The sequence below is a fragment of the Streptomyces sp. NPDC020845 genome (assembly GCF_044334165.1).
GTDB lineage: Bacteria > Actinomycetota > Actinomycetes > Streptomycetales > Streptomycetaceae > Streptomyces.
Genome location: NZ_JBIRSJ010000015.1, coordinates 16,110 through 37,129 on the forward strand (window position 1 = coordinate 16,110; position 21,020 = coordinate 37,129).

At 71.7% G+C, this 21,020-nt stretch carries 16 protein-coding genes; 11 read left to right on the forward strand and 5 right to left on the reverse strand.

Annotated features, from left to right (window positions below):
* The first annotated feature begins 66 nt into the window (after window positions 1–66).
* Entirely contained in the window at window positions 67–993 is a 927-nt protein-coding gene (locus ACH4U7_RS35660) for a hypothetical protein (protein ID WP_398531936.1), read from the forward strand.
* A gap of 25 nt (window positions 994–1,018) precedes the next feature.
* On the opposite strand, the gene ACH4U7_RS35665 is transcribed toward ACH4U7_RS35660, so the two are convergent.
* Window positions 1,019–3,175, reverse strand: a complete 2,157-nt coding sequence (locus ACH4U7_RS35665) for a sigma-70 family RNA polymerase sigma factor (RefSeq protein ID WP_398532191.1) — start codon at window positions 3,173–3,175, stop codon at window positions 1,019–1,021.
* Window positions 3,176–3,359: 184 nt separating this feature from the next.
* Between ACH4U7_RS35665 and radA the strand changes: the two genes are divergently transcribed.
* Both radA and disA read left to right on the forward strand, forming a co-directional pair.
* A complete protein-coding gene (gene radA / locus ACH4U7_RS35670; protein ID WP_398531937.1) occupies window positions 3,360–4,778 on the forward strand; it encodes a DNA repair protein RadA in 1,419 nt (472 codons plus the stop codon).
* A 236-nt stretch (window positions 4,779–5,014) separates the two neighbouring features.
* On the forward strand, window positions 5,015–6,073 hold the full coding sequence (disA, locus tag ACH4U7_RS35675; protein ID WP_055414262.1) for a DNA integrity scanning diadenylate cyclase DisA: 1,059 nt from the start codon (window positions 5,015–5,017) through the stop codon (window positions 6,071–6,073).
* A 143-nt stretch (window positions 6,074–6,216) separates the two neighbouring features.
* On the opposite strand, the gene ACH4U7_RS35680 is transcribed toward disA, so the two are convergent.
* Entirely contained in the window at window positions 6,217–7,080 is an 864-nt protein-coding gene (locus ACH4U7_RS35680; RefSeq protein WP_398531938.1) for a hypothetical protein, read from the reverse strand.
* A 174-nt stretch (window positions 7,081–7,254) separates the two neighbouring features.
* A complete protein-coding gene (locus tag ACH4U7_RS35685; protein WP_398531939.1) occupies window positions 7,255–7,929 on the reverse strand; it encodes a response regulator in 675 nt (224 codons plus the stop codon).
* Window positions 7,930–8,094: 165 nt separating this feature from the next.
* Here ACH4U7_RS35685 and ACH4U7_RS35690 point away from each other — a divergent pair, with 165 nt between their 5' ends.
* The 5 genes from ACH4U7_RS35690 (at window position 8,095) to cseC (ending at window position 12,905) form a co-directional block, all read left to right on the forward strand.
* Window positions 8,095–9,015, forward strand: coding sequence for an A/G-specific adenine glycosylase (locus ACH4U7_RS35690; protein WP_398531940.1), 921 nt, complete (start codon window positions 8,095–8,097; stop codon window positions 9,013–9,015).
* Window positions 9,016–9,277: 262 nt separating this feature from the next.
* Complete coding sequence (locus ACH4U7_RS35695) at window positions 9,278–9,913, forward strand: SigE family RNA polymerase sigma factor (RefSeq protein WP_398531941.1); 636 nt, start codon at window positions 9,278–9,280, stop codon at window positions 9,911–9,913.
* Window positions 9,901–10,884: a hypothetical protein gene (locus ACH4U7_RS35700; protein ID WP_398531942.1), complete on the forward strand. Its 984-nt coding sequence runs from the start codon at window positions 9,901–9,903 to the stop codon at window positions 10,882–10,884. Before ACH4U7_RS35695 ends, ACH4U7_RS35700 begins: the two co-directional genes overlap by 13 nt.
* A 10-nt stretch (window positions 10,885–10,894) precedes the next feature.
* Window positions 10,895–11,599, forward strand: a complete 705-nt coding sequence (cseB, locus tag ACH4U7_RS35705; protein ID WP_014178557.1) for a two-component system response regulator CseB — start codon at window positions 10,895–10,897, stop codon at window positions 11,597–11,599.
* A gap of 7 nt (window positions 11,600–11,606) precedes the next feature.
* Window positions 11,607–12,905: a two-component system sensor histidine kinase CseC gene (gene cseC / locus ACH4U7_RS35710; protein WP_398531943.1), complete on the forward strand. Its 1,299-nt coding sequence runs from the start codon at window positions 11,607–11,609 to the stop codon at window positions 12,903–12,905.
* A gap of 116 nt (window positions 12,906–13,021) precedes the next feature.
* Here cseC and ACH4U7_RS35715 read toward each other — a convergent pair whose 3' ends face one another.
* A complete protein-coding gene (locus ACH4U7_RS35715) occupies window positions 13,022–14,656 on the reverse strand; it encodes an MDR family MFS transporter (RefSeq protein WP_398531944.1) in 1,635 nt (544 codons plus the stop codon).
* Window positions 14,657–14,817: 161 nt separating this feature from the next.
* Here ACH4U7_RS35715 and ACH4U7_RS35720 point away from each other — a divergent pair, with 161 nt between their 5' ends.
* Window positions 14,818–15,417 carry a TetR/AcrR family transcriptional regulator gene (locus ACH4U7_RS35720; RefSeq protein ID WP_398531945.1) on the forward strand — a complete coding sequence of 200 codons (600 nt, stop codon included), beginning with the start codon at window positions 14,818–14,820 and terminating at the stop codon, window positions 15,415–15,417.
* A gap of 102 nt (window positions 15,418–15,519) precedes the next feature.
* Here ACH4U7_RS35720 and ACH4U7_RS35725 read toward each other — a convergent pair whose 3' ends face one another.
* Window positions 15,520–16,413: a M23 family metallopeptidase gene (locus ACH4U7_RS35725; RefSeq protein WP_398531946.1), complete on the reverse strand. Its 894-nt coding sequence runs from the start codon at window positions 16,411–16,413 to the stop codon at window positions 15,520–15,522.
* Window positions 16,414–16,887: 474 nt separating this feature from the next.
* On the opposite strand from ACH4U7_RS35725, the gene ACH4U7_RS35730 reads away from it, so the two are divergent.
* Both ACH4U7_RS35730 and ACH4U7_RS35735 read left to right on the forward strand, forming a co-directional pair.
* Window positions 16,888–20,019: an NACHT domain-containing protein gene (locus ACH4U7_RS35730; protein WP_398531947.1), complete on the forward strand. Its 3,132-nt coding sequence runs from the start codon at window positions 16,888–16,890 to the stop codon at window positions 20,017–20,019.
* A gap of 40 nt (window positions 20,020–20,059) precedes the next feature.
* Window positions 20,060–20,950, forward strand: a complete 891-nt coding sequence (locus tag ACH4U7_RS35735; RefSeq protein WP_398531948.1) for a GNAT family N-acetyltransferase — start codon at window positions 20,060–20,062, stop codon at window positions 20,948–20,950.
* The last annotated feature ends 70 nt before the right edge of the window (window positions 20,951–21,020 follow it).

Below are 21,020 nucleotides of genomic sequence, written 5' to 3' on the forward strand. Positions count from 1 at the left end.
CCCATATCGCCTTGTCAGGTACGGGCCTGGGCCTTTACGCGCTGGGCATAGGCATACCCTTGGCGCGTGGCAAAGACGAAAAAGGCGAAGCAGGACAAAGTCCGGAAGCGGCGTCCCGAGGCGGCCGGGCAGCACAGCGAGGCCGAGACGGCCACCGCCGACGTGACCGACGTGACCGACGTAACCGACTTGGCCGGCCAGGACGGCGTGGACGGCGTGGTCATCGCGTTCGACCCGGCCGATGACGAGGTCGGCCTGGACTTCGCCCGCGCCTGGGTCGAATTCCCCGACCCCGCCGACGACGAGCAGGTCTTCCGGTGCGATCTGACCTGGCTGACCTCGCGCTGGACCTGCATCTTCGGCCAGGGCTGCCAGGGCATCCAGGCGGGGCGCGCCAGCGACGGCTGCTGCACGCTGGGCGCGCACTTCTCCGACGAGGACGACGAGGAGCGCGTCGGGCACCATGTGGCCCGGCTCACACCGGACATCTGGCAGTTCCACGACGTGGGGCACAAGACGGGCTGGACCCAGGCCGGCGATGAGGAGGACGAGCGCCAGACCCGCCGCTACGAGGGCTCGTGCATCTTCCAGAACCGGCCGGGCTTCAAGGGCGGCGCGGGCTGCGCGCTGCACATCCTCGCGCTCAAGGAGGGCCGCGAGCCGCTGGAGACCAAGCCCGACGTCTGCTGGCAGCTGCCGATCCGCAGGTCGTACACCTGGATCGACCGGCCCGACGACACGCGTGTGCTGCAGATCACCATCGCCGAGTACGACCGGCGCGGATGGGGCCCCGGCGGGCATGACCTGCACTGGTGGTGCACCTCGGCGACCTCAGCGCACGGCGGCGGGGAGCCGGTGTACGTGTCGTACCGGGCGGAGCTGACGGAGCTCATGGGCAAGGAGGGCTACGACCGGCTGGCCGAGCTCTGCGAGCAGCGGCTGGCGTCCTCGCTGCCGCTCGTGGCCCCGCACCCGGCGGACCCGACGAGCTGACCGGCAAAGAAGACCGGCTGGCGGCCTAAGGCGTGTCGGCGGGCGCCGGGGGTGTGTCGCCCGAGGTCGGCGTGGGCCCGCCCGGCGGGTCCGAGGGCTCGGGGGTGGGCTCGGGCTCCGCGCCACGGCCTTCGATCACCACCACCGCCCCCGCCGGATCCACCCCGACCCGAGCTCTCCAGTGCCCGGGCGGCTCGCGGTCCCGGTCCACGGACACGGTGATCGTCGTCGTCTCGCCGGGCCGCAGCACCCCGGCCGTATGGCTCAGCTGGAGCCAGGCCGCGTCGGCGGACGCCGACCAGCGCACCGGGGCGCCTCCCGAGGCCCTGAGCGTGATGACCGTGACGTCGCCGCTGGGCTGCGCCTCGACCGTCAGCCGCCCGGGGCCGGGCTCGGTCCGCCCGGGGCCTGGCCTGCCCCCGGAGCCGGGGGGGCTGGGCGTGGCTCGCGGTCCCGGCCGCCCGCCGGTCGAAGTGCCGGACCGTTCCGCCTCCCCGTTTCCGTACCGATCGCCCTTCGCTCCCCCGGCCCCGTCTCCGTTCGTATCGCCGCCGACGACCTCCACGGACACGTCCGGCGACTGTTTGCCCGCGGTGCCATCGCGGCGGGATTTCAGCGGCGCGCCGGAACGGTCCTGCGCGCTGCCCGCCTTGCTGTACGAGCCCCCGGTCGGCTCGCCGCCGGGCCGGTCGGGGGTGCGCTCCGCCGCCCCGTCCGCGTTGGCGGCGGCCACGGAGTCCGTGTCGTGGCCGTCGCCCGCCGTCGGGGTGCCCCGGTAGGCGGCCCACAGCGCGAGCAGTGGGGCCGCCACGACCGAGGCGACCACCGTCGTGGTCAGCACGCGGCTGCGCGTCCGGCTGCGGCGCGCGGCCTGGTCCTTCGGGTCCAGGGGGAAGCCGCGCCGGTCGAAGCGCGGCCGGGAGGCGGCGCGCGCCGGGCGCGCGCGCTGGGCGCCCACCATCGCGGCGTGCACGGCGGCACGCGGCGCCTCCAGCACCGGCAGGGCCGCGGGGGCCGCCGCCGTACCCGGCCAGGGGCCGCCCGCCGTCGCCCGCTCGGCCATCCCGCGGCACTCACGGCAGTCGTCCACATGCCGTACGAGCTCGCGGCGCAGCGCGGCGGAGAGCAGCACCTGGGTGTCGCCCGCGAGCCGGGCGACGACGGGGCAGTGGCCGAGCTCGACGACGGCGAGCGCGGCGCGCGTGCGCTCCACCTCACAGGCCGCGCTGGCGAGCAGGGCGCGGGCCTCGTCGCGCTCCTTGCCGAGCGCCGCCGCGACCTCGCTCGGGCTCAGCCGGTGACGCACCGCGAGCTCCAGCGCCTCGCGCTGCTCGGGGGTGGTCCCGGCGGCCTCGGGCCACGCGAGCGCGGCCAGCTCACGGCGGCGCTGCGCGGCGGTGGGTGAAACCGGGGGCGGCGATGCGGCTGTGACCGGGGCGCGCCGGTCGTGGTGGCGCCGCTGGGCCGGCACCTCCGGCGGCCGGGGCCGGCCGCCCACCCGCTGCTCGATCCCGCCGGGCCCGGGGGCGGCCCTGAGCTTGGCCCGGCCTCCAGGGGGGCCGAGGGCCCCGGAGTCCCGACGCTCGCCATGGTCGCCATGGCCCCCCTGGTGCTGTTGGTCCCCCTGGTGCCGTTGGTCGCCCTGGTGCCGTTGGTCGCCCTGGCGCCGTTGGTCGCCCTCATGCCGTTGGTCGCCCTGGTGCCGTTGGCCCCCCTCATGCCGTTGGTCGCCCTCATGCCGTTGGTCGCCCTGGCGCCGTTGGCCCCCCTCATGCCGTTGGTCCCCCTCGTGCCGTTGGTCCCCCTGGTCCGCGGGGCCCTTCAGGTCTTTCCGCTCGGCGAGCTTGCGCAGACAGGCCCAGCGCGCGAGGGCGTAGAGCCAGGGCCGGCGCAGCTCGCCCTCGGCGGCCACGCGCCCCCGTCCCCGCCCGTGCTGCCGCTCGGCGACGGCAAGCGCCTCGCCGAGCGCGGCGGTCGCGGCGTCGTGCTCGCACAGGACCGACAGGCAGTAGGTGAACAGGCCGTCCAGATACGGTTCGTAGCGCGCGGGAGGACGCTGGGGGTGCGCGGCGGAAGCGCGCGGCGCACGACGCGGCGCACCGGGGGCGCCGGATGCGCTGGACGGACCGGATGCGCCGGGCGCGCCGGGCGAGTGTGTCGAGTGCTCGGGCCTGCTGCTCATCACCCGGTGACGGTAGGCGGATGATGCAGACTCCATCGCGCTACTTGCGCTGTTTTAACCCTTACGGGTGACCATCTCCCTCATAAGGGGACAGGTGTCCCGCCTCCGCGCCCGGGATCTGCTACGCGCGCAGCAGTGCCCGCCTGACCGCCCGGCTGTCAGTGCGCGGCGCTAGCGTTACGGCATGGCTGCCCGTAGCTCCTCCCGTTCGTCCGCCAAGGACCGGCCCTCCTACCGCTGCTCGGAATGCGGCTGGACCACCGCCAAGTGGCTCGGCCGCTGCCCCGAGTGCCATGCGTGGGGCACGGTCGAGGAGTTCGGCGCGCCCGCGGTCCGGACGACCGCGCCCGGCCGGGTCACCTCGGCGGCCGTGCCCATCGGGCAGGTGGACGGCCGTCAGGCCACCGCCCGCTCCACGGGCGTGGACGAGCTCGACCGTGTCCTCGGCGGCGGCCTGGTGCCCGGCGCCGTGGTGCTGCTGGCCGGGGAGCCGGGGGTCGGCAAGTCGACGCTGCTGCTGGACGTCGCCGCCAAGGCCGCCAGCGACGACCACCGGACCCTCTACATCACGGGTGAGGAGTCGGCGAGCCAGGTGCGGCTGCGTGCCGACCGTATCGGCGCGCTGAGCGAGCATCTGTATCTCGCCGCCGAGACCGATCTGTCGGCCGTCCTCGGCCATCTCGACACCGTCAAGCCGTCCTTGCTGATCCTGGACTCCGTCCAGACCGTCGCCTCCCCCGAGATCGACGGCGCGCCCGGCGGTATGGCCCAGGTGCGGGAGGTGGCCGGGGCGCTGATCCGCGCCTCCAAAGAGCGAGGTATGTCCACGCTCCTGGTCGGCCATGTGACGAAGGACGGCGCCATCGCCGGCCCCCGCCTCCTGGAGCATCTGGTGGACGTGGTGCTGCACTTCGAGGGCGACCGCCATGCCCGGCTGCGCCTGGTGCGCGGCGTGAAGAACCGCTACGGGGCGACGGACGAGGTCGGCTGCTTCGAACTGCACGACGAGGGCATCACCGGCCTCGCCGACCCGTCCGGGCTGTTCCTCACCCGCCGCGACGAGCCGGTGCCCGGCACCTGCCTGACCGTCACCCTCGAGGGCCGCCGGCCGCTGGTGGCCGAGGTGCAGGCGCTGACCGTCGACTCCCAGATCCCGTCCCCCCGCCGCACCACCTCCGGCCTGGAGACCTCGCGCGTGTCGATGATGCTCGCCGTCCTGGAGCAGCGCGGCCGGATCAGCGCGCTGGGCAAGCGGGACATCTACAGCGCCACGGTCGGCGGTGTGAAACTCTCCGAGCCCGCGGCGGATCTGGCCGTGGCGCTCGCGCTGGCCAGCGCGGCGAGCGACACCCCGCTGCCGAAGAACCTGGTGGCGATCGGCGAGGTGGGGCTGGCCGGAGAGGTCCGGCGGGTCACGGGCGTGCAGCGGCGGCTGGCCGAGGCGGCCCGGCTCGGCTTCACCCACGCCCTGGTGCCCGGCGACCCGGGGAAGATCCCGGCCGGTATGCGGGTGCTTGAGGTGGCGGACATAGGGGACGCACTACGCGTACTGCCCCGGAGCAAGCGGGCCGAGCGAGCGCCCAAGGACGAGCCGAGTGGCTGAGACCCGGCCTGGTGAGCGCGGGCGCGGATGCCGCGCTCCCGCTCCCGCCCACGGGCGTACGCCGGGAGACCCGGCGGGAGGGCGGTGACCGCCGGTAGACTTTGCCCTGGTCTCGCCCGTACGTAGCCCGCGCACCGGCACAGCAGGGCGGCCCGCGGCAGCGAATGACCTTGCGACGGAGGAGTGCAGTGGCAGCAGGCGACCGGGCAGCGGCTCCCGGCAAAGCCGACGGTCTGATGCGCGCCTCTCTGAGCGCCGTCGCCCCCGGCACGGCGCTGCGCGACGGCCTCGAGCGCGTCCTGCGGGGCAACACCGGCGGGCTGATCGTGCTCGGGACGGACAAGACCGTCGAGTCGCTGTGCACCGGCGGCTTCGTCCTGGACGTCGAGTTCACCGCGACCCGGTTGCGCGAGCTGTGCAAGCTGGACGGCGCGCTGATCCTCGACAAGGACATCACCAAGATCGTGCGGGCGGGCGTGCAGCTCGTCCCGGACGCCGCGATCCCCACCGAGGAGACCGGCACCCGCCACCGCACCGCGCAGCGCGTCTCCATCCAGACCGGCTTCCCGGTGGTGTCCGTCAGCCAGTCGATGCGGCTGATCGCCCTGTACGTGGACGGGCAGCGGCGTGTCCTGGAGGACTCGGCCGCGATCCTCTCCCGCGCCAACCAGGCCCTGGCCACGCTCGAGCGCTACAAGCTCCGCCTCGACGAGGTCGCGGGCACGCTCTCGGCCCTGGAGATCGAGGACCTGGTCACGGTCCGCGATGTGACGGCGGTCGCGCAGCGGCTGGAGATGGTCCGCCGCATCGCCACCGAGATCGCCGAGTACGTGGTGGAGCTGGGCACCGACGGCCGTCTGCTGTCGCTCCAGCTCGACGAGTTGATCGCGGGCGTCGAGCCGGAGCGCGAGCTGGTGGTGCGGGACTACGTCCCCGAGCCCACCGCCAAGCGCACCCGTACGGTCCCCGAGGCGCTGGCGGAACTGGACCGGCTGACCCACCCCGAACTGCTCGAACTGGCCAATGTCGCCCGCGCCCTGGGCTACAGTGGCTCGCCCGAAACCCTCGACTCCGCGGTCTCGCCGCGCGGTTTCCGCCTGCTGGCGAAGGTGCCGCGGCTCCCGGGCGCCATCATCGAGCGGCTGGTGGAGCACTTCGGCGGACTGCAGAAGCTGCTCGCGGCGAGCGTGGACGATCTGCAGATGGTGGACGGCGTGGGCGAGGCGCGGGCCCGGTCGGTGCGCGAGGGGCTGTCGCGGCTGGCGGAGTCCTCGATCCTGGAGCGGTACGTCTAACCGGGTCCAGCTGTACGTCCGGTCCGGCAGGCACGGTATGTCCCGTGCCTGCCCGGCTGATTGGTTGGCCCAGCCCTGCCCGGCTGATTGGTTGGCCCAGCCCCTGGCCAGCCCCTGGTCAGCCCCTGGTCAGCCCCTGGTCCTCAGTCCTCGTCCAGTACGAACGACACCCGCGCGGTGCCCAGACCCTCCACCTTCGCCTCCACCAGATACGTACCGCCCTTGGCCGAAACGCTGCCGGCCGGCGTCGCGCAGTTCTCGACGCTGCGCCTGCGGTCCCAGTGGACGGTGCGCTTGGTCTGGCCGTTGCCCGCCACCTCGACCAGTACGGACTTGCTGCCCTCCGGGCAGTCGTCGGACGCCCACACATGGTCGTTCTCGGAGTCCGTGATGGTCAGCGTCGCCGACGCCCGGCCGAAGTCGACCTTGCAGGCGGTGTCCGAGGAGTTCTTCACGGTGAGCTCGAACGTCGGTTCCTCGCCCGGCTCGTAAGTGTTCTTCACCCGCGAGTCCTTGACGCTGCGCACCGTCAGCTCGACCGCGCTCCGGGTGCAGGCGGGCAGGCTGGACCCGGCCGGGACGCTCCGCCCGTCCCCGATGCCGAGGCCGCCGCCGGTCCCGCCACCGCCACCACCGCCGCCGACGCCTCCGGCGTCGCCCGCGCCGCTGCCGCCACCGGTGCCACCGTCACCGCCGTCACCGCTGCCGCCGCCATCGCTGTCGCCGGTGCCGGTGCCGGTCCCGCCGTCATCCGACTCGTCGCGGCCGCCCGGCCGTTGGCTGTTGACGGGCGTGGAGGAGGTGGGCCCCGGGGTGATGGTGCTCGCGGCGCCACCGCCGCCCGACCCCTTGCCCTCGTCTCTCCCGCCGTCGCCGCCGGAACCGCCCCACCCGAAGGCCCAGATGACGAGCAGGAGGATGACAATGAAAAGGGCCAGCGCAACAGCCCTCCGCCGCCAGTAAATGGAGGAGGGAAGCGGCCCGATCGGATTGCGCAGAGATCCCACGCGGAAACTCTACGAGAGATCCGAAGCGACGCCCGCCAATAACCACCGGTCTCCGACCCGGTTTTCTCATTATCCGACCGAATCCCGCCCGGATCCCGCCCGGATCCCGACCGGGACCCGCTCTACGGCCCCTCCCACGGCCCCGTCCTACGACCTCCGCCCTACGCCCCCGCCCTACCTCGCGTCGGCGACCAGCCCCGCCTCGTACGCCACGATGGCCGCCTGGACGCGGTTGCCGACCTCCAGGCGGTCCAGGACCGCGCTGACGTACCCCTTCACCGTGCCCTCGACCAGGTGCAGCCGCCGGGCGATCTCCGCGTTCGACAGGCCCGCGCCGACCAGTGCCAGCACCTCGCGCTCCCGGGCGGTCAGGACGTCCGTACGGGCGCGGGCCGCGGCACCTCGGGTCAGGCGCTCGCCACCGAGTTCGGTGATCACATGGCGGGCCACCTTGGGCGACAGAAACGCCGCGCCGCCCGCCACCGCCCGTACCCCCGCGATGAGTTCATGCGGGTCTCCTGCCTTCAGCAGGAAGCCGGTCGCGCCCCCGCCCAGTGCCCGGGCGATGTACGCGTCCTCGGAGAAGGTGGTGAGCATGGCGACCGCGGTGTCCGGCAACGTACGGCGGATCTCCTCGCACGCCGACAGCCCGTCCAGCCGGGGCATCCTGATGTCCAGCAGCGCGACATCCGGCCGATGGGCGCGCGCCGCCTCCACCGCCTCCCTCCCGTCGCCCGCCTCGGCGACGATCTCGATACCGGGGCCGGCTGCCAGGACGGCCCGTACCCCGGCGCGGATCATCGCCTCGTCGTCCGCGAGCAGCACCCTGATCGTCGGCTCGTTCCCCATCCGCACCCGCCATTCCTTATCAATCACTGCCGTCACTGACGCTACAAGCGGGAGTACGCCACCGCCCCTGACGAAAGTCAGGCCCACCCGCACGGCTCCTGACACGCCCCGAGTAGGCCCGGCGTTTCCGGGGCCGTGGGGCGACGTGCCAGGATCGTTCGTGACATGACTGCCATCCCCGCTGACTCCGCGCCCTCCGCCAGCCGCCCCAACGGGACCGCGCTCCACAGCCCCGTCATCGACTGGTTCGACGCCCATGCCCGCGACCTGCCCTGGCGCCGCCCCGAAGCCGGCCCATGGGGCGTGATGGTCAGCGAGTTCATGCTCCAGCAGACCCCGGTGAACCGGGTGCTGCCGGTGTACGAGCAGTGGCTCGCCCGCTGGCCGAGCCCCGCGGACCTGGCCGCGGAACCGCCCGGCGAGGCCGTCCGCGCCTGGGGGCGGCTCGGCTATCCGCGGCGCGCACTGCGCCTGCACGGCGCGGCGGCCGCCATACGGGAGCGGCACGGTGGTCAGGTTCCCACCGAACACGCGGAGCTGCTGGCGCTGCCCGGTGTGGGCGAGTACACGGCGGCGGCCGTGGCCTCGTTCGCGTACGGGCAGCGGCACGCGGTCATGGACACCAACGTCCGCCGGGTCTTCGCACGCGCCGTCGGCGGCCGGGAGTTCCCGCCGGACGCCACGACCGCCGCCGAGCGCAAGCTGGCCCGCGCGCTGCTCCCCGACGACGATCCGACGGCCGCCCGTTGGGCCGCGGCGACGATGGAGCTGGGCGCATTGGTGTGCACGGCGCGCACGCCGGACTGCGTGCGCTGCCCCATCACCGCGCAGTGCGCCTGGCGGGCGGCCGGTTCCCCGGCACACGACGGACCGCCGCGCCGCGGCCAGACCTACGCCGGTACGGACCGTCAGGTGCGCGGCAAGCTGCTCGCGGTGTTGCGGGAGGCGGTCGCGCCGGTGCCGCAGGCGGCGCTCGACAAGGTCTGGGACGAGCCGGTGCAGCGGGCCCGGGCGCTGGACGGGCTGATCGCCGACGGCCTCGTGGAACCGCTCGACGGCGGGCTCTACCGGCTGCCGTTGACCTGACCCGCCGAAGGCCCCTTCCCCCGCCCGCCCCCCACGAGGACGGCCCGCCGGAACCGTTTCTGTGACAAGGCTGTGACACGGCCACGACCCGACTCTGACACTCCGTCCACCCAGCCCCGGCTGTTACACAACCTATGGGTAGCTGTGCATTCGCCGCAGGTCAGATGCACATGGCGTCGCAACAGCCGCTCCGTAGCGTCCTCTTCGTGCTCGGCGACCGCCGGGCAAACAGGTGGGGAAAACGGCGGGATGGGGGCTGGCGATGTCCGGCAGCGGCAAGGTTCTGGATTTTGAAGAGTACGTACGCAACCGGCAGGACGCGCTGCTGCGCAGCGCCCGTCGCCTCGTCCCCGACCCGATCGAGGCGCAGGACCTCCTCCAGACCGCTCTGGTGCGTACGTACGGCCGCTGGGACGGGATAGCCGACAAGTCGCTGGCCGACGCGTACCTCCGCCGCGTCATGATCAACACCCGCACCGAGTGGTGGCGGGCCCGCAAGTTGGACGAGGTGCCGACCGAGCAGCTGCCGGACGCGCGTGTCGAGGACAGCACCGAGCAGCACGCCGACCGCGCGCTGCTGATGGACATCCTCGGAGTTCTGGCTCCCAAGCAGCGCAGCGTCGTGGTGCTGCGACACTGGGAGCAGATGACCACGGAGGAGACCGCGGAGGCGCTTGGGATGTCGACCGGTACGGTCAAGAGCACGCTACACAGGGCGCTGGCCAGGCTGCGGCAGGAGTTGGAGAGCCGCGAGCTGGACGCCCGTGCGCTCGGCCGCGGGGACGGCCAGCAGGGCCGGCAGGGCCAGGACGGCGCCCAGGAGGTCCGCCAGATCCGCCAGACCCCGCAGGGCCGGCGCCGAGGCCACGAGCGGGGGCAGGACCGGTGCGCGGCCTGACCAGGGCCTCTCCCCACAAGGACGCCGCAGACAAGGGCGCCTCGAACAAGGACGCCGCAGACAAGGACGCCACGGACAAGGACGCCTCGGACAAGGGCGCCTCGAACACGGGCGCCTCGGACACGGGCGCCCTCCACGAGGACGCCCCGCTCCAGCACACCCCACAGGGTGTTGATCCACACCGGCTCGTTCTTCACCGCACCGCATCTCACCGGATCGGCCCGCGCCGGGCCGCCCTGATCACCGGGGGCACGGTTGTCGGTTTCGCGGCCGTCGGCGGACTGGTGCTGGCCGGATGCGACACCGGAAGCCAGGGAGTTCGCAAGGAAGGGCCGGCGCGTACGTCATGGGCCCCGGAGCAGGCCGACTCCCCGGGGTCGTATGTGCACGGCACCTCCCCCACGTCGACGTCGGCGAAGCAGAAGGTCGACGCCGTCGCGCTGCTCAAGAAGGACCCGAAGGTCAGCGAGCACCTGAAGGCAAACCTCAAGCCCTGCTCGAAGAGCTCCACGAAGGACGCCCAGAACGACGCCACGCCGGGCGCCGCACAGGACGCCACGAAGGACGCTCAGCAGGAGGCGAAGAAGGGCAGCGCGAAGTCACAGGGCTACCCGATCGACGTGGCCTACGGCCGGCTGACCGGCTCCGCCGCGTCCGATCTCGTGGTCAATGTGATGACCTGCACCGAGGGTTTCGGCCTCGGCTCGTATGTGTACCGCAAGGTGGGCGGGACGTATGAGAACGTTTTCGCGGACGAGCGCCCGCCCGTCTACGCCGACACCACCAAGGGCAGCCTCCGCGTCACCAAGTTGGTCTACGCCTCCAACGACTCGGTCTGCTGTCCCTCGAGCGAGGACGTGACGACGTACCGGTGGGCCGAGAAGCGCCGGGAGTTCCTCGTGACCGACCGCAAGACCAAAAACGTCAGCGAGGACGAATCGCCCGCGCCCGACGACGGAACGGAAGGCTGAAGATAAGGCCGTGGCCGAAACCCATGTGCTCTTCGTCGAGGACGACGACGTCATCCGCGAGGCCACCCAGCTCGCCCTGGAGCGCGACGGCTTCGTCGTCACCGCCGCCCCGGACGGACTGACCGGGCTGGAGCGGTTCCGGGCCGACCGGCCCGATATCGCGCTGCTCGATGTGATGGTCCCGGGTCTTGACGGGGTGAGCCTGTGCCGCCGGATCCGCGATGAGTCCACCGTGCCCGTGATCATGCTGTCGGCGCGCGCCGACTCGATCGACGTGGTGCTCGGCCTGGAGGCCGGGGCCGACGACTATGTGACCAAGCCCTTCGACGGCGCGGTCCTGGTCGCCCGGATCCGCGCCGTACTGCGCCGCTTCGGGCACGCCAGCGGACCGGGCCGGGGCGCGGAGGCGGAACCCGACGAGCCCGAGGGCGGAGTGCTGCGCTTCGGCGACCTGGAGGTGGACCCGGAGGGGATGGAGGTCCGCCGGGCCGGTCAGCAGGTGGCGCTGACGCCGACGGAGATGCGGCTGCTGCTGGAGTTCTCCGCCGTGCCGGGCACCGTGCTCTCCCGCGACCGGCTGCTCGAGCGGGTGTGGGACTACGGCTGGGGCGGTGACACCCGGGTCGTGGACGTCCATGTGCAGCGGCTGCGCGGAAAGATAGGCCAGGACCGGATCGAGACGGTCCGCGGCTTCGGTTACAAGCTCAGGGGCTGAGCCGGGGATGGTGAGGCTCGCCCTGCGCTCGGGGCTGCGTTGGAAGGTCAGCCTGGCGATCGCGGCCGTGAGCGCGCTGGTCGCCATCGCACTGAGCCTGGTCGTGCACAACGCGGCCCGCGTCTCGATGCTCGACAACAGCCGCGCGGCGGTGAACGACCAGGTGCAGGCCGCCCAGCGGATGTACGAGAAGTACAGGATTCTCGGGTTCGGCGCGAAACTCGACGACAAGCGGCTTCCCGAGCAGCTGAAGAAGGAGGCGGCGCGCGGGCTGCGCGCCACCTACCTGGGGGACATGGGCACCGGCACCCCCGAGGTGTGGGCGTCGGTGCCGCTGCGGGACGGCAGGGTGCTGTCCGTACACACCCAGTTCAAGGACCGTGCCCGGGTGCTGGACGACCTCGACCGGGTCCTCGTCCTCGGCTCGGTGTCGGTGGTGATGGGCGGTATCGCGCTGGGTGTGCTCATCGGCGACCAGCTCTCCCGGCGGCTGCGCAAGGCGGCCACCGCGGCCCGCAAGCTCGCCGAGGGCGACTCCGAGGTCCGGGTGCGGGAGGCGATCGGCGGCCGGGTGCGGGACGAGACCGACGACCTGGCGCGCGCGGTCGACGGCATGGCCGAGGCGCTGCAGCAGCGGCTGGAGGCCGAGCGGCGGGTGACGGCCGATATAGCGCATGAGCTGCGCACCCCGGTCACCGGCCTGCTCACCGCCGCCGAACTGCTGCCGCCGGGGCGCCCGACCGAGCTCGTACGGGACCGGGCGCAGGCGATGCGCCAGCTCGTCGAGGACGTCCTGGAGGTCGCCCGTCTTGACGGCTTCGCGGAGCGCGCCGAGCTGCAGGAGATCGCCCTCGCCGAGTTCGTCACCCGCCGGGTCCGGGTCGCGGCCCCCGACGCCCGGGTCACCGTGTTGCGCGACGCCCATGTCTCCACCGACCCGCGCCGCTTGGAGCGAATACTCGGCAACCTCCTGGCCAACGCCGCCCGGCACGGCAAGCCCCCGTTCGAGGTCACGGTGGAGGGGCGGGTGCTGCGCGTCCGCGACCACGGGCCCGGCTTCCCCGAGGCGCTGCTGAAGGACGGGCCCAGCCGCTTCCGCACCGGCAGCAAGGACCGGGCCGGCACCGGACACGGCCTGGGCCTGACCATCGCGGTGGGCCAGGCGCGCGTCCTGGGCGCCCGGCTGACATTCCGCAACGCCGAGCCGACGGCGGAGGGGCAGGAGGGCGCGGTCGCGGTGCTGTGGCTGCCGGAGTCCGCGCCCACCAATACGGGCAGCTTCCCGGTCATCGAGGTGCTGGACTGACGTAACGCGTGAGGCGCGGGTAACGCACGAGGCGCGTGTCACCCACTGGACACGTGAAACGCGTGAGGCGCGGGTGGTCGCACCACCCGCGCCTCACGCTTGTCCATCCAGCCGGATCAGACCGCCTCGACCACCGGCATCCGGTCGGCCGGGGCCTGCTCCTCGCCCTTGGGCTTGGGCCCGGACCCGCGCAGCGGGACCTCCTTGATGAACCAGGCCGCGAGGAAGCCGACGACCGCGACCACCGCGCCCCACAGGAAGACCTGGTGCGCTCCGTTCGCGACCGCGTGGGTGTACGCGTCCCTGATGTCCGGGGGCAGCTTCGGGAGCATCGCCGGGTCGAGGTTGGCGCCGCCGGAGGTGACCGCCGCGCCCTTCTCACCGACCCGGTCGACCATCGTGTCCTTCACCTGGTTGGTGAAGAGCACGCCGAGGATGGCGACGCCGAAGGAACCGCCGAGGGTACGGAAGAGGGTGGCGGAGGAGGAACCGACGCCCATGTCCTTCATCTCGACGCTGTTCTGCGCGATGAGCATGGAGGTCTGCATCAGGAAGCCCATGCCGGCGCCGAGCACCGCCATGTAGATGCCCGAGGTCAGGCGGGTGGTGCCGGTGTCCATGAGGGCCAGCAGGAACAGACCCGCCACCATCAGGCCGCCGCCGAGGATGGGGAAGATCCGGTACTTGCCGGTCTGAGTGGTGACCCGGCCCGCGATCAGCGAGACGACCAGCATGCCCAGCAGCATCGGGAGCAGCAGCAGGCCGGAGTTGGTGGCCGAGGCGCCCTGGACGGTCTGCTGGAAGAGCGGCAGGAAGGTCATCGACCCGAACATCACAAAGCCGGTGAGGAAGCCGATCACCGTGATGAGCGAGAAGTTGCGGTTACGGAATATGTGCAGCGGCAGCACGGGCTCGGCGACCCGCCGCTCGACGGCCACGAAGGCGATGAGCGCGGCGACCCCCAGCGCGCCGAGACCGATGATCTGGACCGAGCCCCACGCGTACTCGTTCCCGCCCCAGGTCGTGATCAGCACGAGCGAGGTGATGCCGATGGTGAGCAGCCCCGCGCCGACGTAGTCGATCCGTGCCTGCGCACGCTTCTTCGGCAGATGCAGCACCGTGGTGATCGCGGCCAGGGCGATCACGCCGAGGGGGACGTTGATGTAGAAGATCCAGCGCCAGCCGAGGTGGTCGGTGAGGGTGCCGCCGACCAGCGGTCCGCCGATCATGGCCACGGCCATCACACCGGCCATCATGCCCTGGTACCGGCCGCGCTCCCGGGGCGGGACCAGGTCGCCGATGATCGCCATCACACCGACCATCAGACCGCCCGCACCCAGGCCCTGAAGGGCCCGGAAGCCGATCAGCTGCCCCATGTCCTGGGCCGCACCGGACAGGGCCGAACCGGCCAGGAAGACCACGATGGACGTAAGGAACATGCCCTTACGCCCATACATGTCGCCGAGCTTTCCCCAGATGGGGGTGGAGGCGGCGGTCGCCAGAGCGTACGCGGTGACCACCCAGGAGAGGTGTTCGAGCCCGCCGAGATCGCCGACGATGGTCGGCATCGCGGTGCCGACGATCATGTTGTCGAGCATCGCGAGCAGCATGGCGATCATCAGCGCGAAGATCACCACACCCGTGGAGCGGGGCTTACGGCCGGACGCGGCCTCCCCGCCGGACTGCGGGGCCTCCGCACTGGGCTGCGGTGACGCGGATGGCGCTCCGCCTCCGGACTGTTTCTGGGACATTCTCTCCACTTCCCCCCTGGGGTGCGGCCAATTGCTGCGACCGGCTACTTACTTGCCGCCCGGCTAGTTGAGTACAGTGGAGAAGGTACGGCGTCTACTAGCCGGGCGTCAAGTAAGTTCTGTTCGGCCGCGTACGGCCCCCACGACCACAGGAGAGCACCATGGGCAACACACCGCAGGCGCGCCGGGGCGACACCCGGCAGCGCATCCAGGACGTGGCCTTGGAGCTCTTCGCCGAGCAGGGCTACGAGAAGACCTCGCTACGCGAGATCGCCGAGCGGCTCGAGGTCACCAAGGCCGCGCTGTACTACCACTTCAAGACCAAGGAAGACATCCTCATCAGCCTGTTCCAGGACCTGGCCCGGCCGCTGGACGAACTGCTCGCCTGGGGCCAGCAGCAGCCCCGCACCCTGGAGACCAAGCAGGAGCTGATGCGCCGCTACAGCGTGGCCCTCGAAAGCGCCCTCCCGCTGTTCCGGTTCATGCAGCAGAACCAGGCCGCGATGAGCCATCTACGGCCCGGCGAAACCCTCAAGGACCGCCTGATCGCCGTGGGCGACCTGCTGAGGGACCCCAACGCGCCGCTGACCGACCAGGTCCGCAGCCTCAGCGCGCTCTTCGTCATGCATACGTCCATGTTCGCCATGCAGCACCTCGACGCCGGCCCCGAGGAGAAGCAGAAGGCCGCCCTCGAAGTCGCCCTCGACCTGCTGGCGCAGGCACACCCGCAGGAGAGGCCCGGCACCCCGGACGCGGCCTGACCGGCGCCCGGGGGCCGCACCGGGAGAAGGCCGCAGCGGGGCCACGCGTTTGACGGGGCCCGCCCCACGTCGGGCCCCGTCAGAGCGCATCAGGTCAGTGCGTCAGACCTTGACGCCGTGCGAGCGCAGGAAGGCCAGCGGCTCGACGGCCGAGCCGTAGTTCGGCGTCGTACGGATCTCGAAGTGCAGGTGCGGACCGGTCGTGTTGCCGGTGTTCCCGGAGAGACCTATCTCCTGACCGGTCCCCACGGTCTGGCCCACCGACACCTTCACCAGCGACAGGTGCGCGTACTGCGAGTACGTGTTGTCGGCGTGCTTGATGACGATGGCGTTGCCGTACGCCGGGCCGTCACCGGCGCCGTTGCCGCCGGCCTTGACCACCACGCCACCGTGGACGGCGCGCACCGAGGTGCCGGACGGCACGACGAAGTCCTGCCCGCTGTGGTTGTGCGCCCACAGGTTGCCCGCGAGCCCGAAGGAAGCGCCGATCTGGTACGAGGCGACCGGCGTCACCCAGGAGGCGGCCTTGGCCTCAGCGGCCTTCTTGGCGGCCTCGGCAGCCTTCTGGCGGGCCTCGGCGGCCTGCCGCGCCTTCGCCGCGGCCTCCGCCGCCGCCTTCTTCTCCGCGGCCTTCTTCGCGGCGGCCTGCTCCGCGGCCCGCTTCTTCGCCGCGGCCTCCTTGGCGGCCTTCTCGGCCGCCGCCTTCGCCTTCGCGGCCGCCGCCTTCTTCGCGGCCGCCTTCTCGGCGTCGATCGCCTTCTGAAGGGCGTCCGCCTGCGCCTGCACCGACTTGCTCAGGTCACCGGCCGGAGCCACCGACAGCACACCGCTGCCCTGCGCCGCGTCCGCGGCGAACGCGCCGCCCGCCCCGAGCGCCAGCGAGGCCCCCATGCCCGCGGCCAGCACGGCGGCGCGGGTACGCAGAACGGACTTGCTCGCCTTACGGGATTTGAGGTGCCGGGATTCGAGGTGCCGGGATTTGGCGTTCGGGGACATAGGGGGACTACCTCCGGAAACATGAGTGAGTCCCGGCCGGGGACCGGAACGGACGTTCTTTCGTAACCCGCCCCGGCCATGAGGCCAACCCGCATCACTACTAATCCGCGCCGTACGAAAAGCGGTCGCAGCCACAATTCACCCACGGCTCCGATCGCGATCTGATATTGGCGATCAGGCACCCCAGAATCCGGATCACCAACCTACGATCATGAGGTTGACCTGGCACAATGAGCGATTGGGCAGCCGCGCACGGAAACTCGCCCCACGCTTACGACCGCACGCGCGCCCCACAGTCGAAGGCATTCACTAATTTCCGTAGTAGAGCCTCGGCGCCCTGTGTGCGATATCACCGCGGCATAAGATCACCGATCATCGATCCCGGGCATCCTCGGGCATTCGATGTCCGTTTCGGGACCAAAGACCATACGGTCCTGTACGCTGTCCGCACCAAACCATCGGGGGGATGGGAACGTGGATCCCGCAACCGTCGGCGCTCGCCTCACCTCGGCCGTCGTCACGCCGCTGATCAAGAAGCTCTTCGTGCAGGAGGCTCCGGGCGCCGGTCTGGCCGACAAACCGGTCCGCGTCTCGGGGCTCGTCTCGTTCAAGGGCGAGAAGCGCACCCTGACGGAGAAGAACCTCCACAAGATCGCCGCCGAGCTGGTCGCACGGGCCGTCCAGCACGCCGGGCCGGGGGAACGGCCGTGCCCCGCCGACGAGGACGAGATCGTCGCCATGCACCTGGCGACCACGCTGCAGGCCCTGGGCGACCTCGACATGGACGATGTGCAGGCCGTGCGGCTCGGCCACCAGGCCCTCGCCCGCATGCTCATCGACGCCACCCTGGCCAAGGGCAACAAACTCTTCCTCAGCCAGGCCGCAACGGCGTTCTACCGACGCCTCGTGGACACCGCCTGCCTGCACATCCTGCACTTCTTCACCCAGCGCTCGACCTTTGTCCCCCGCACCCTGGTCGAGCAGAGCGGCCAGCTCACCGACCTCATCGCCAAGATCGACATCCTGATCGAGCGGATCCCGTCCCAGTCGGCCGAGGACGCGGGCTTCGAGAAGGGCTACGCCGACTTCGTACAGAAGAAGCACGGGACGCTGACCATCGTCGGCATCGACCTCAGCCACGCGGAGTCCAGCTGGCCCCTGGATGCGGCGTATCTCAGCCTTGAGGCGATCGCCCCGGCGCGCGACCGGGCCGCGACGGCGCTCGACGGGCACGTCACCGGACTCGACGGGAAGGCCGCCCCAATCGACGGGGACGCAACCCCTCTCGGCGAGCACGTCACCCCGTTCGACGGAGAGATCTCCGCCGCCCCCGAGGCCCCCGTCCCCGAGACCCCCGTCCCAGCCGACCAGGCCCTGTCCGGCCACAGCCGGGTCCTGCTGCGCGGCGTCGCGGGCTCCGGCAAGACCACCCTCGTCCAGTGGCTCGCCGTCTGCGCCGCCCGCCAGGAGCCGCCGCGCGGTATGGAGCAGCTGATCGGCCGTGTCCCCTTCGTTCTGCCCCTGCGCACTGTCGCGCGCCAGGACACCCTCCCCACCCCCGACCGCTTCCTCGCCGCCGTCCACAACCCCCGGCACGGCGCCCAGCCCGCCGGCTGGGCCGACCGCGTGCTGAGCGCCGGGCGCGGGCTGCTGCTCATCGACGGCATCGACGAGATCTCCGAGCGCGACCGGGAGCGCACCCGCGTCTGGCTGAGCGATCTGCTCCTCGCCTACCCCGACAACCTCTGGCTGGTCACCTCCCGCCCCTCCGCCGTCACCGACAACTGGCTGGAGACCGAAGGCTTCGCCGAGTTCGCCCTGGCCCCCATGAGCCACGACGACCTCGGCGCCTTCATCGACCGCTGGCACGACGCCGCCCGCGCGACCTGCCGTACGGACGAGGACCGCACCGCCCTCGACGGCTACCGGTCGGCCCTGCACACCGCCGTACGCACCAAGCCGGACCTCGGGCTCCTCGCCACCAACCCCCTGATGTGCGGCCTGATCTGCGCCCTGCACCGGGCGCGCCGCGGCTATCTGCCGCCCGGCCGCAAGGCGCTGTACGACGCGGCGCTGTCCATGCTCCTCACCCGGCGCGACACCGAGCGCCATATCTACGCCCCCGGCGACGTCCAGCTCGACGAGGAGCCGCAGATCCAGCTCCTCCAGCGGCTCGCGTACTACCTCATCCGCAACGGCGAGGCGGAGCTCGACCGCTCCCAGGCGGAGCGCATCATCGACGACGCGCTCCCCTCCGTCCCCTCGGCCACCGCGCTCGGCGACGCCCCGCGCATCCTGAGCCATCTGCTGCTGCGCAGCGGGCTGCTCCGCGAACCGTCCGTCGGCACGGTCGACTTCGTCCATCGCACCTTTCAGGACTTCCTCGGGGCGAAGGCGGCCGTGGAGGAGGGCGACTTCGGACTGCTCGTCGAGCACGCAGCCGACGCCCAGTGGGAGGACGTCATCCGCATGGCCGTCGCCCACGCCCGCCCGCGCGAACGGGCCAAGATTCTCACTAAGCTGCTGGAGCGGGCCAGGAGCGACTCCGGAAGATTCTTGGTGATCCGCGTCTTCCTGCTCGCCCTGGCTTGTCTGGAGCACGCGCCCGACTTGGACCCCCGGGTGCGTGACGACGTCGCCTCGCTTGCCAAGGGCCTCATCCCACCTAAGAGCACACCACTCGCCCGCGAAATCGCCACGGTGGGCCCGCTCGTCCTGGAACTCCTGCCACCACCGGCCGAGCTCACCGACGACCAGGCCTACCACTGCGTGGTCACCGCCTCCCATGTCGGGACCGACGCGGCCATCCCCTACCTGTCCCAGTTCACCGACCACCCCGCGCTGCTCGTCCGCTCACAGCTCACCACGAGCTGGGGGAGGTTTGACACCGAGCGCTACTTCACCGAGGTAATCGCCCACCTCGACCAGGACGATCTGTACTTCGTGGCCGAGACACAGGAACATTTGCGTCTGCTCGACAGCATGGGCGGCGTGACAAAACTCCTGCTGCGCGGCGACTTCAGCGAGGACGAGCTGTGCACCAGCCCCTCCCTCCGCCAGGTCACCCATCTGAGGCTGGACCGGAACGACGTCCTCACCGACCTGAGTGCCCTGAGCCATCTGTCGGGCCTGCTCGCCCTCGTCCTCACCAGGTGTCCCCGGGCCCTGGACCTCACTCCGCTGTCCGAGCTGTCGCTCCAGAGCCTCGACTTCGCCCCGTTGCCCAGCGGCCAGGCCGGAGGGCCGATCCCCACTGGACTGGGCATGCTGACGACGCTCCGGCAGCTGAAGATCGACATCAGTGGCGGCAGCCCCCTGCCGCGCCGCTTCCCCCACCGGATCACCTGGCTCGACCTGCACGTCCACGCACCGGACCTGGACACCACCTGGATCGCCGAGGCATTTCCCGAACTCCGTCGGCTGGGCATCACCTTCCGAAACAGCCCGGAGGCCAACCGACTCGACCTGACCCCCCTGGCCACCCTTCCCGCCCTCGAGGCCGTCACCGTCGCCCGCGCAGAGATCACCGGCGCCGAATCCCTCACCGATGTCACCGTCACGGCGCTCGACACCGCGCCACCGCTCACGGGCCTCCCGGCCAGGTGACAGCTGGCGACCACATCCATTCTCTGACTAGAGTCAGAGAATGGATGTGGCACAGATCGACCAGGTGCGCCGGTTCAACCGCACCGTCACCGAACGCGTGGGCGTGCTCCACGACCACTACCTGGACCGCGACCGGCCCATCGGCGAGGCCCGGCTGCTCTGGGAGATCGGCGAGCAGGGCCAGGACGTACGGCGGCTGCGCGAACGCCTCGGGCTCGACTCGGGGTACGTCAGCCGACTGCTGCGCTCCCTGGAGCGCGACGGCCTGGTGACGCTGGAGCCGCACCCGGAGGACAGAAGGGTGCGCACCGTCCGGCTCACCGACGCGGGCCGCGCGGAGCGCGCCACGCTCGACCGCCGCAGCGACGAGCTGGCCGGCTCCCTGCTGCAACCCCTCAACGCCGCCCAGCGCACCCGGCTGGTGGCGGCCATGGCCGAGGTCGACCGGCTGCTGACCGCCGTGACGGTCACCGTGGACGCGGTCGACCCGGACCACCCCGACGCCCAGCACTGCCTGCGGTCGTACTTCACCGAGCTGCAGGAGCGGTTCGAGACCGGCTTCGACCCCGCCCGCAGCCTGCTCCCCGACGCGGGCGAACTCCGCCCCCCACGCGGCCTGTTCCTGGTCGCCCGGCTGCACGGCGAACCTGTCGGCTGCGCCGGACTGAAGCTGCCGCCCACCGCCCCGGCCGAGATCAAACGCATGTGGGTCGCGCCCCACACCCGCGGCCTCGGCCTGGCCCGCCGGTTCCTCGCCGAACTGGAGACACGGGCCGCCGAGCACGGCCGCGACGTACTGCGCCTCGACACCAACAAGGCGCTCGACGCGGCGATCGGCCTCTACCACTCCTTCGGCTTCCAGGAGGTGGCGGCCTTCAACGACGAGCCGTACGCGCACCACTGGTTCGAGAAGCGAATCGCCAAGGACTAGGAACGCGCTGGCAAGCCACTTGCCTTCGAGCGCACTTCAATTGCCACGCTGACCGGCACGCAATGCATCT

Coding starts and splice junctions, on each gene's coding strand:
- ACH4U7_RS35725 (WP_398531946.1), bottom strand. CDS start 16,413: ATGTCCCCGAACGCCAAATCCCGGCACCTCGAATCCCGGCACCTCAAA.
- ACH4U7_RS35685 (WP_398531939.1), bottom strand. CDS start 7,929: ATGGGGAACGAGCCGACGATCAGGGTGCTGCTCGCGGACGACGAGGCG.
- radA (WP_398531937.1), top strand. CDS start 3,360: ATGGCTGCCCGTAGCTCCTCCCGTTCGTCCGCCAAGGACCGGCCCTCC.
- cseC (WP_398531943.1), top strand. CDS start 11,607: ATGGTGAGGCTCGCCCTGCGCTCGGGGCTGCGTTGGAAGGTCAGCCTG.
- ACH4U7_RS35695 (WP_398531941.1), top strand. CDS start 9,278: ATGTCCGGCAGCGGCAAGGTTCTGGATTTTGAAGAGTACGTACGCAAC.
- ACH4U7_RS35735 (WP_398531948.1), top strand. CDS start 20,060: ATGGATGTGGCACAGATCGACCAGGTGCGCCGGTTCAACCGCACCGTC.
- ACH4U7_RS35715 (WP_398531944.1), bottom strand. CDS start 14,656: ATGTCCCAGAAACAGTCCGGAGGCGGAGCGCCATCCGCGTCACCGCAG.
- ACH4U7_RS35665 (WP_398532191.1), bottom strand. CDS start 3,175: ATGAGCAGCAGGCCCGAGCACTCGACACACTCGCCCGGCGCGCCCGGC.
- disA (WP_055414262.1), top strand. CDS start 5,015: ATGCGCGCCTCTCTGAGCGCCGTCGCCCCCGGCACGGCGCTGCGCGAC.
- ACH4U7_RS35720 (WP_398531945.1), top strand. CDS start 14,818: ATGGGCAACACACCGCAGGCGCGCCGGGGCGACACCCGGCAGCGCATC.
- ACH4U7_RS35690 (WP_398531940.1), top strand. CDS start 8,095: ATGACTGCCATCCCCGCTGACTCCGCGCCCTCCGCCAGCCGCCCCAAC.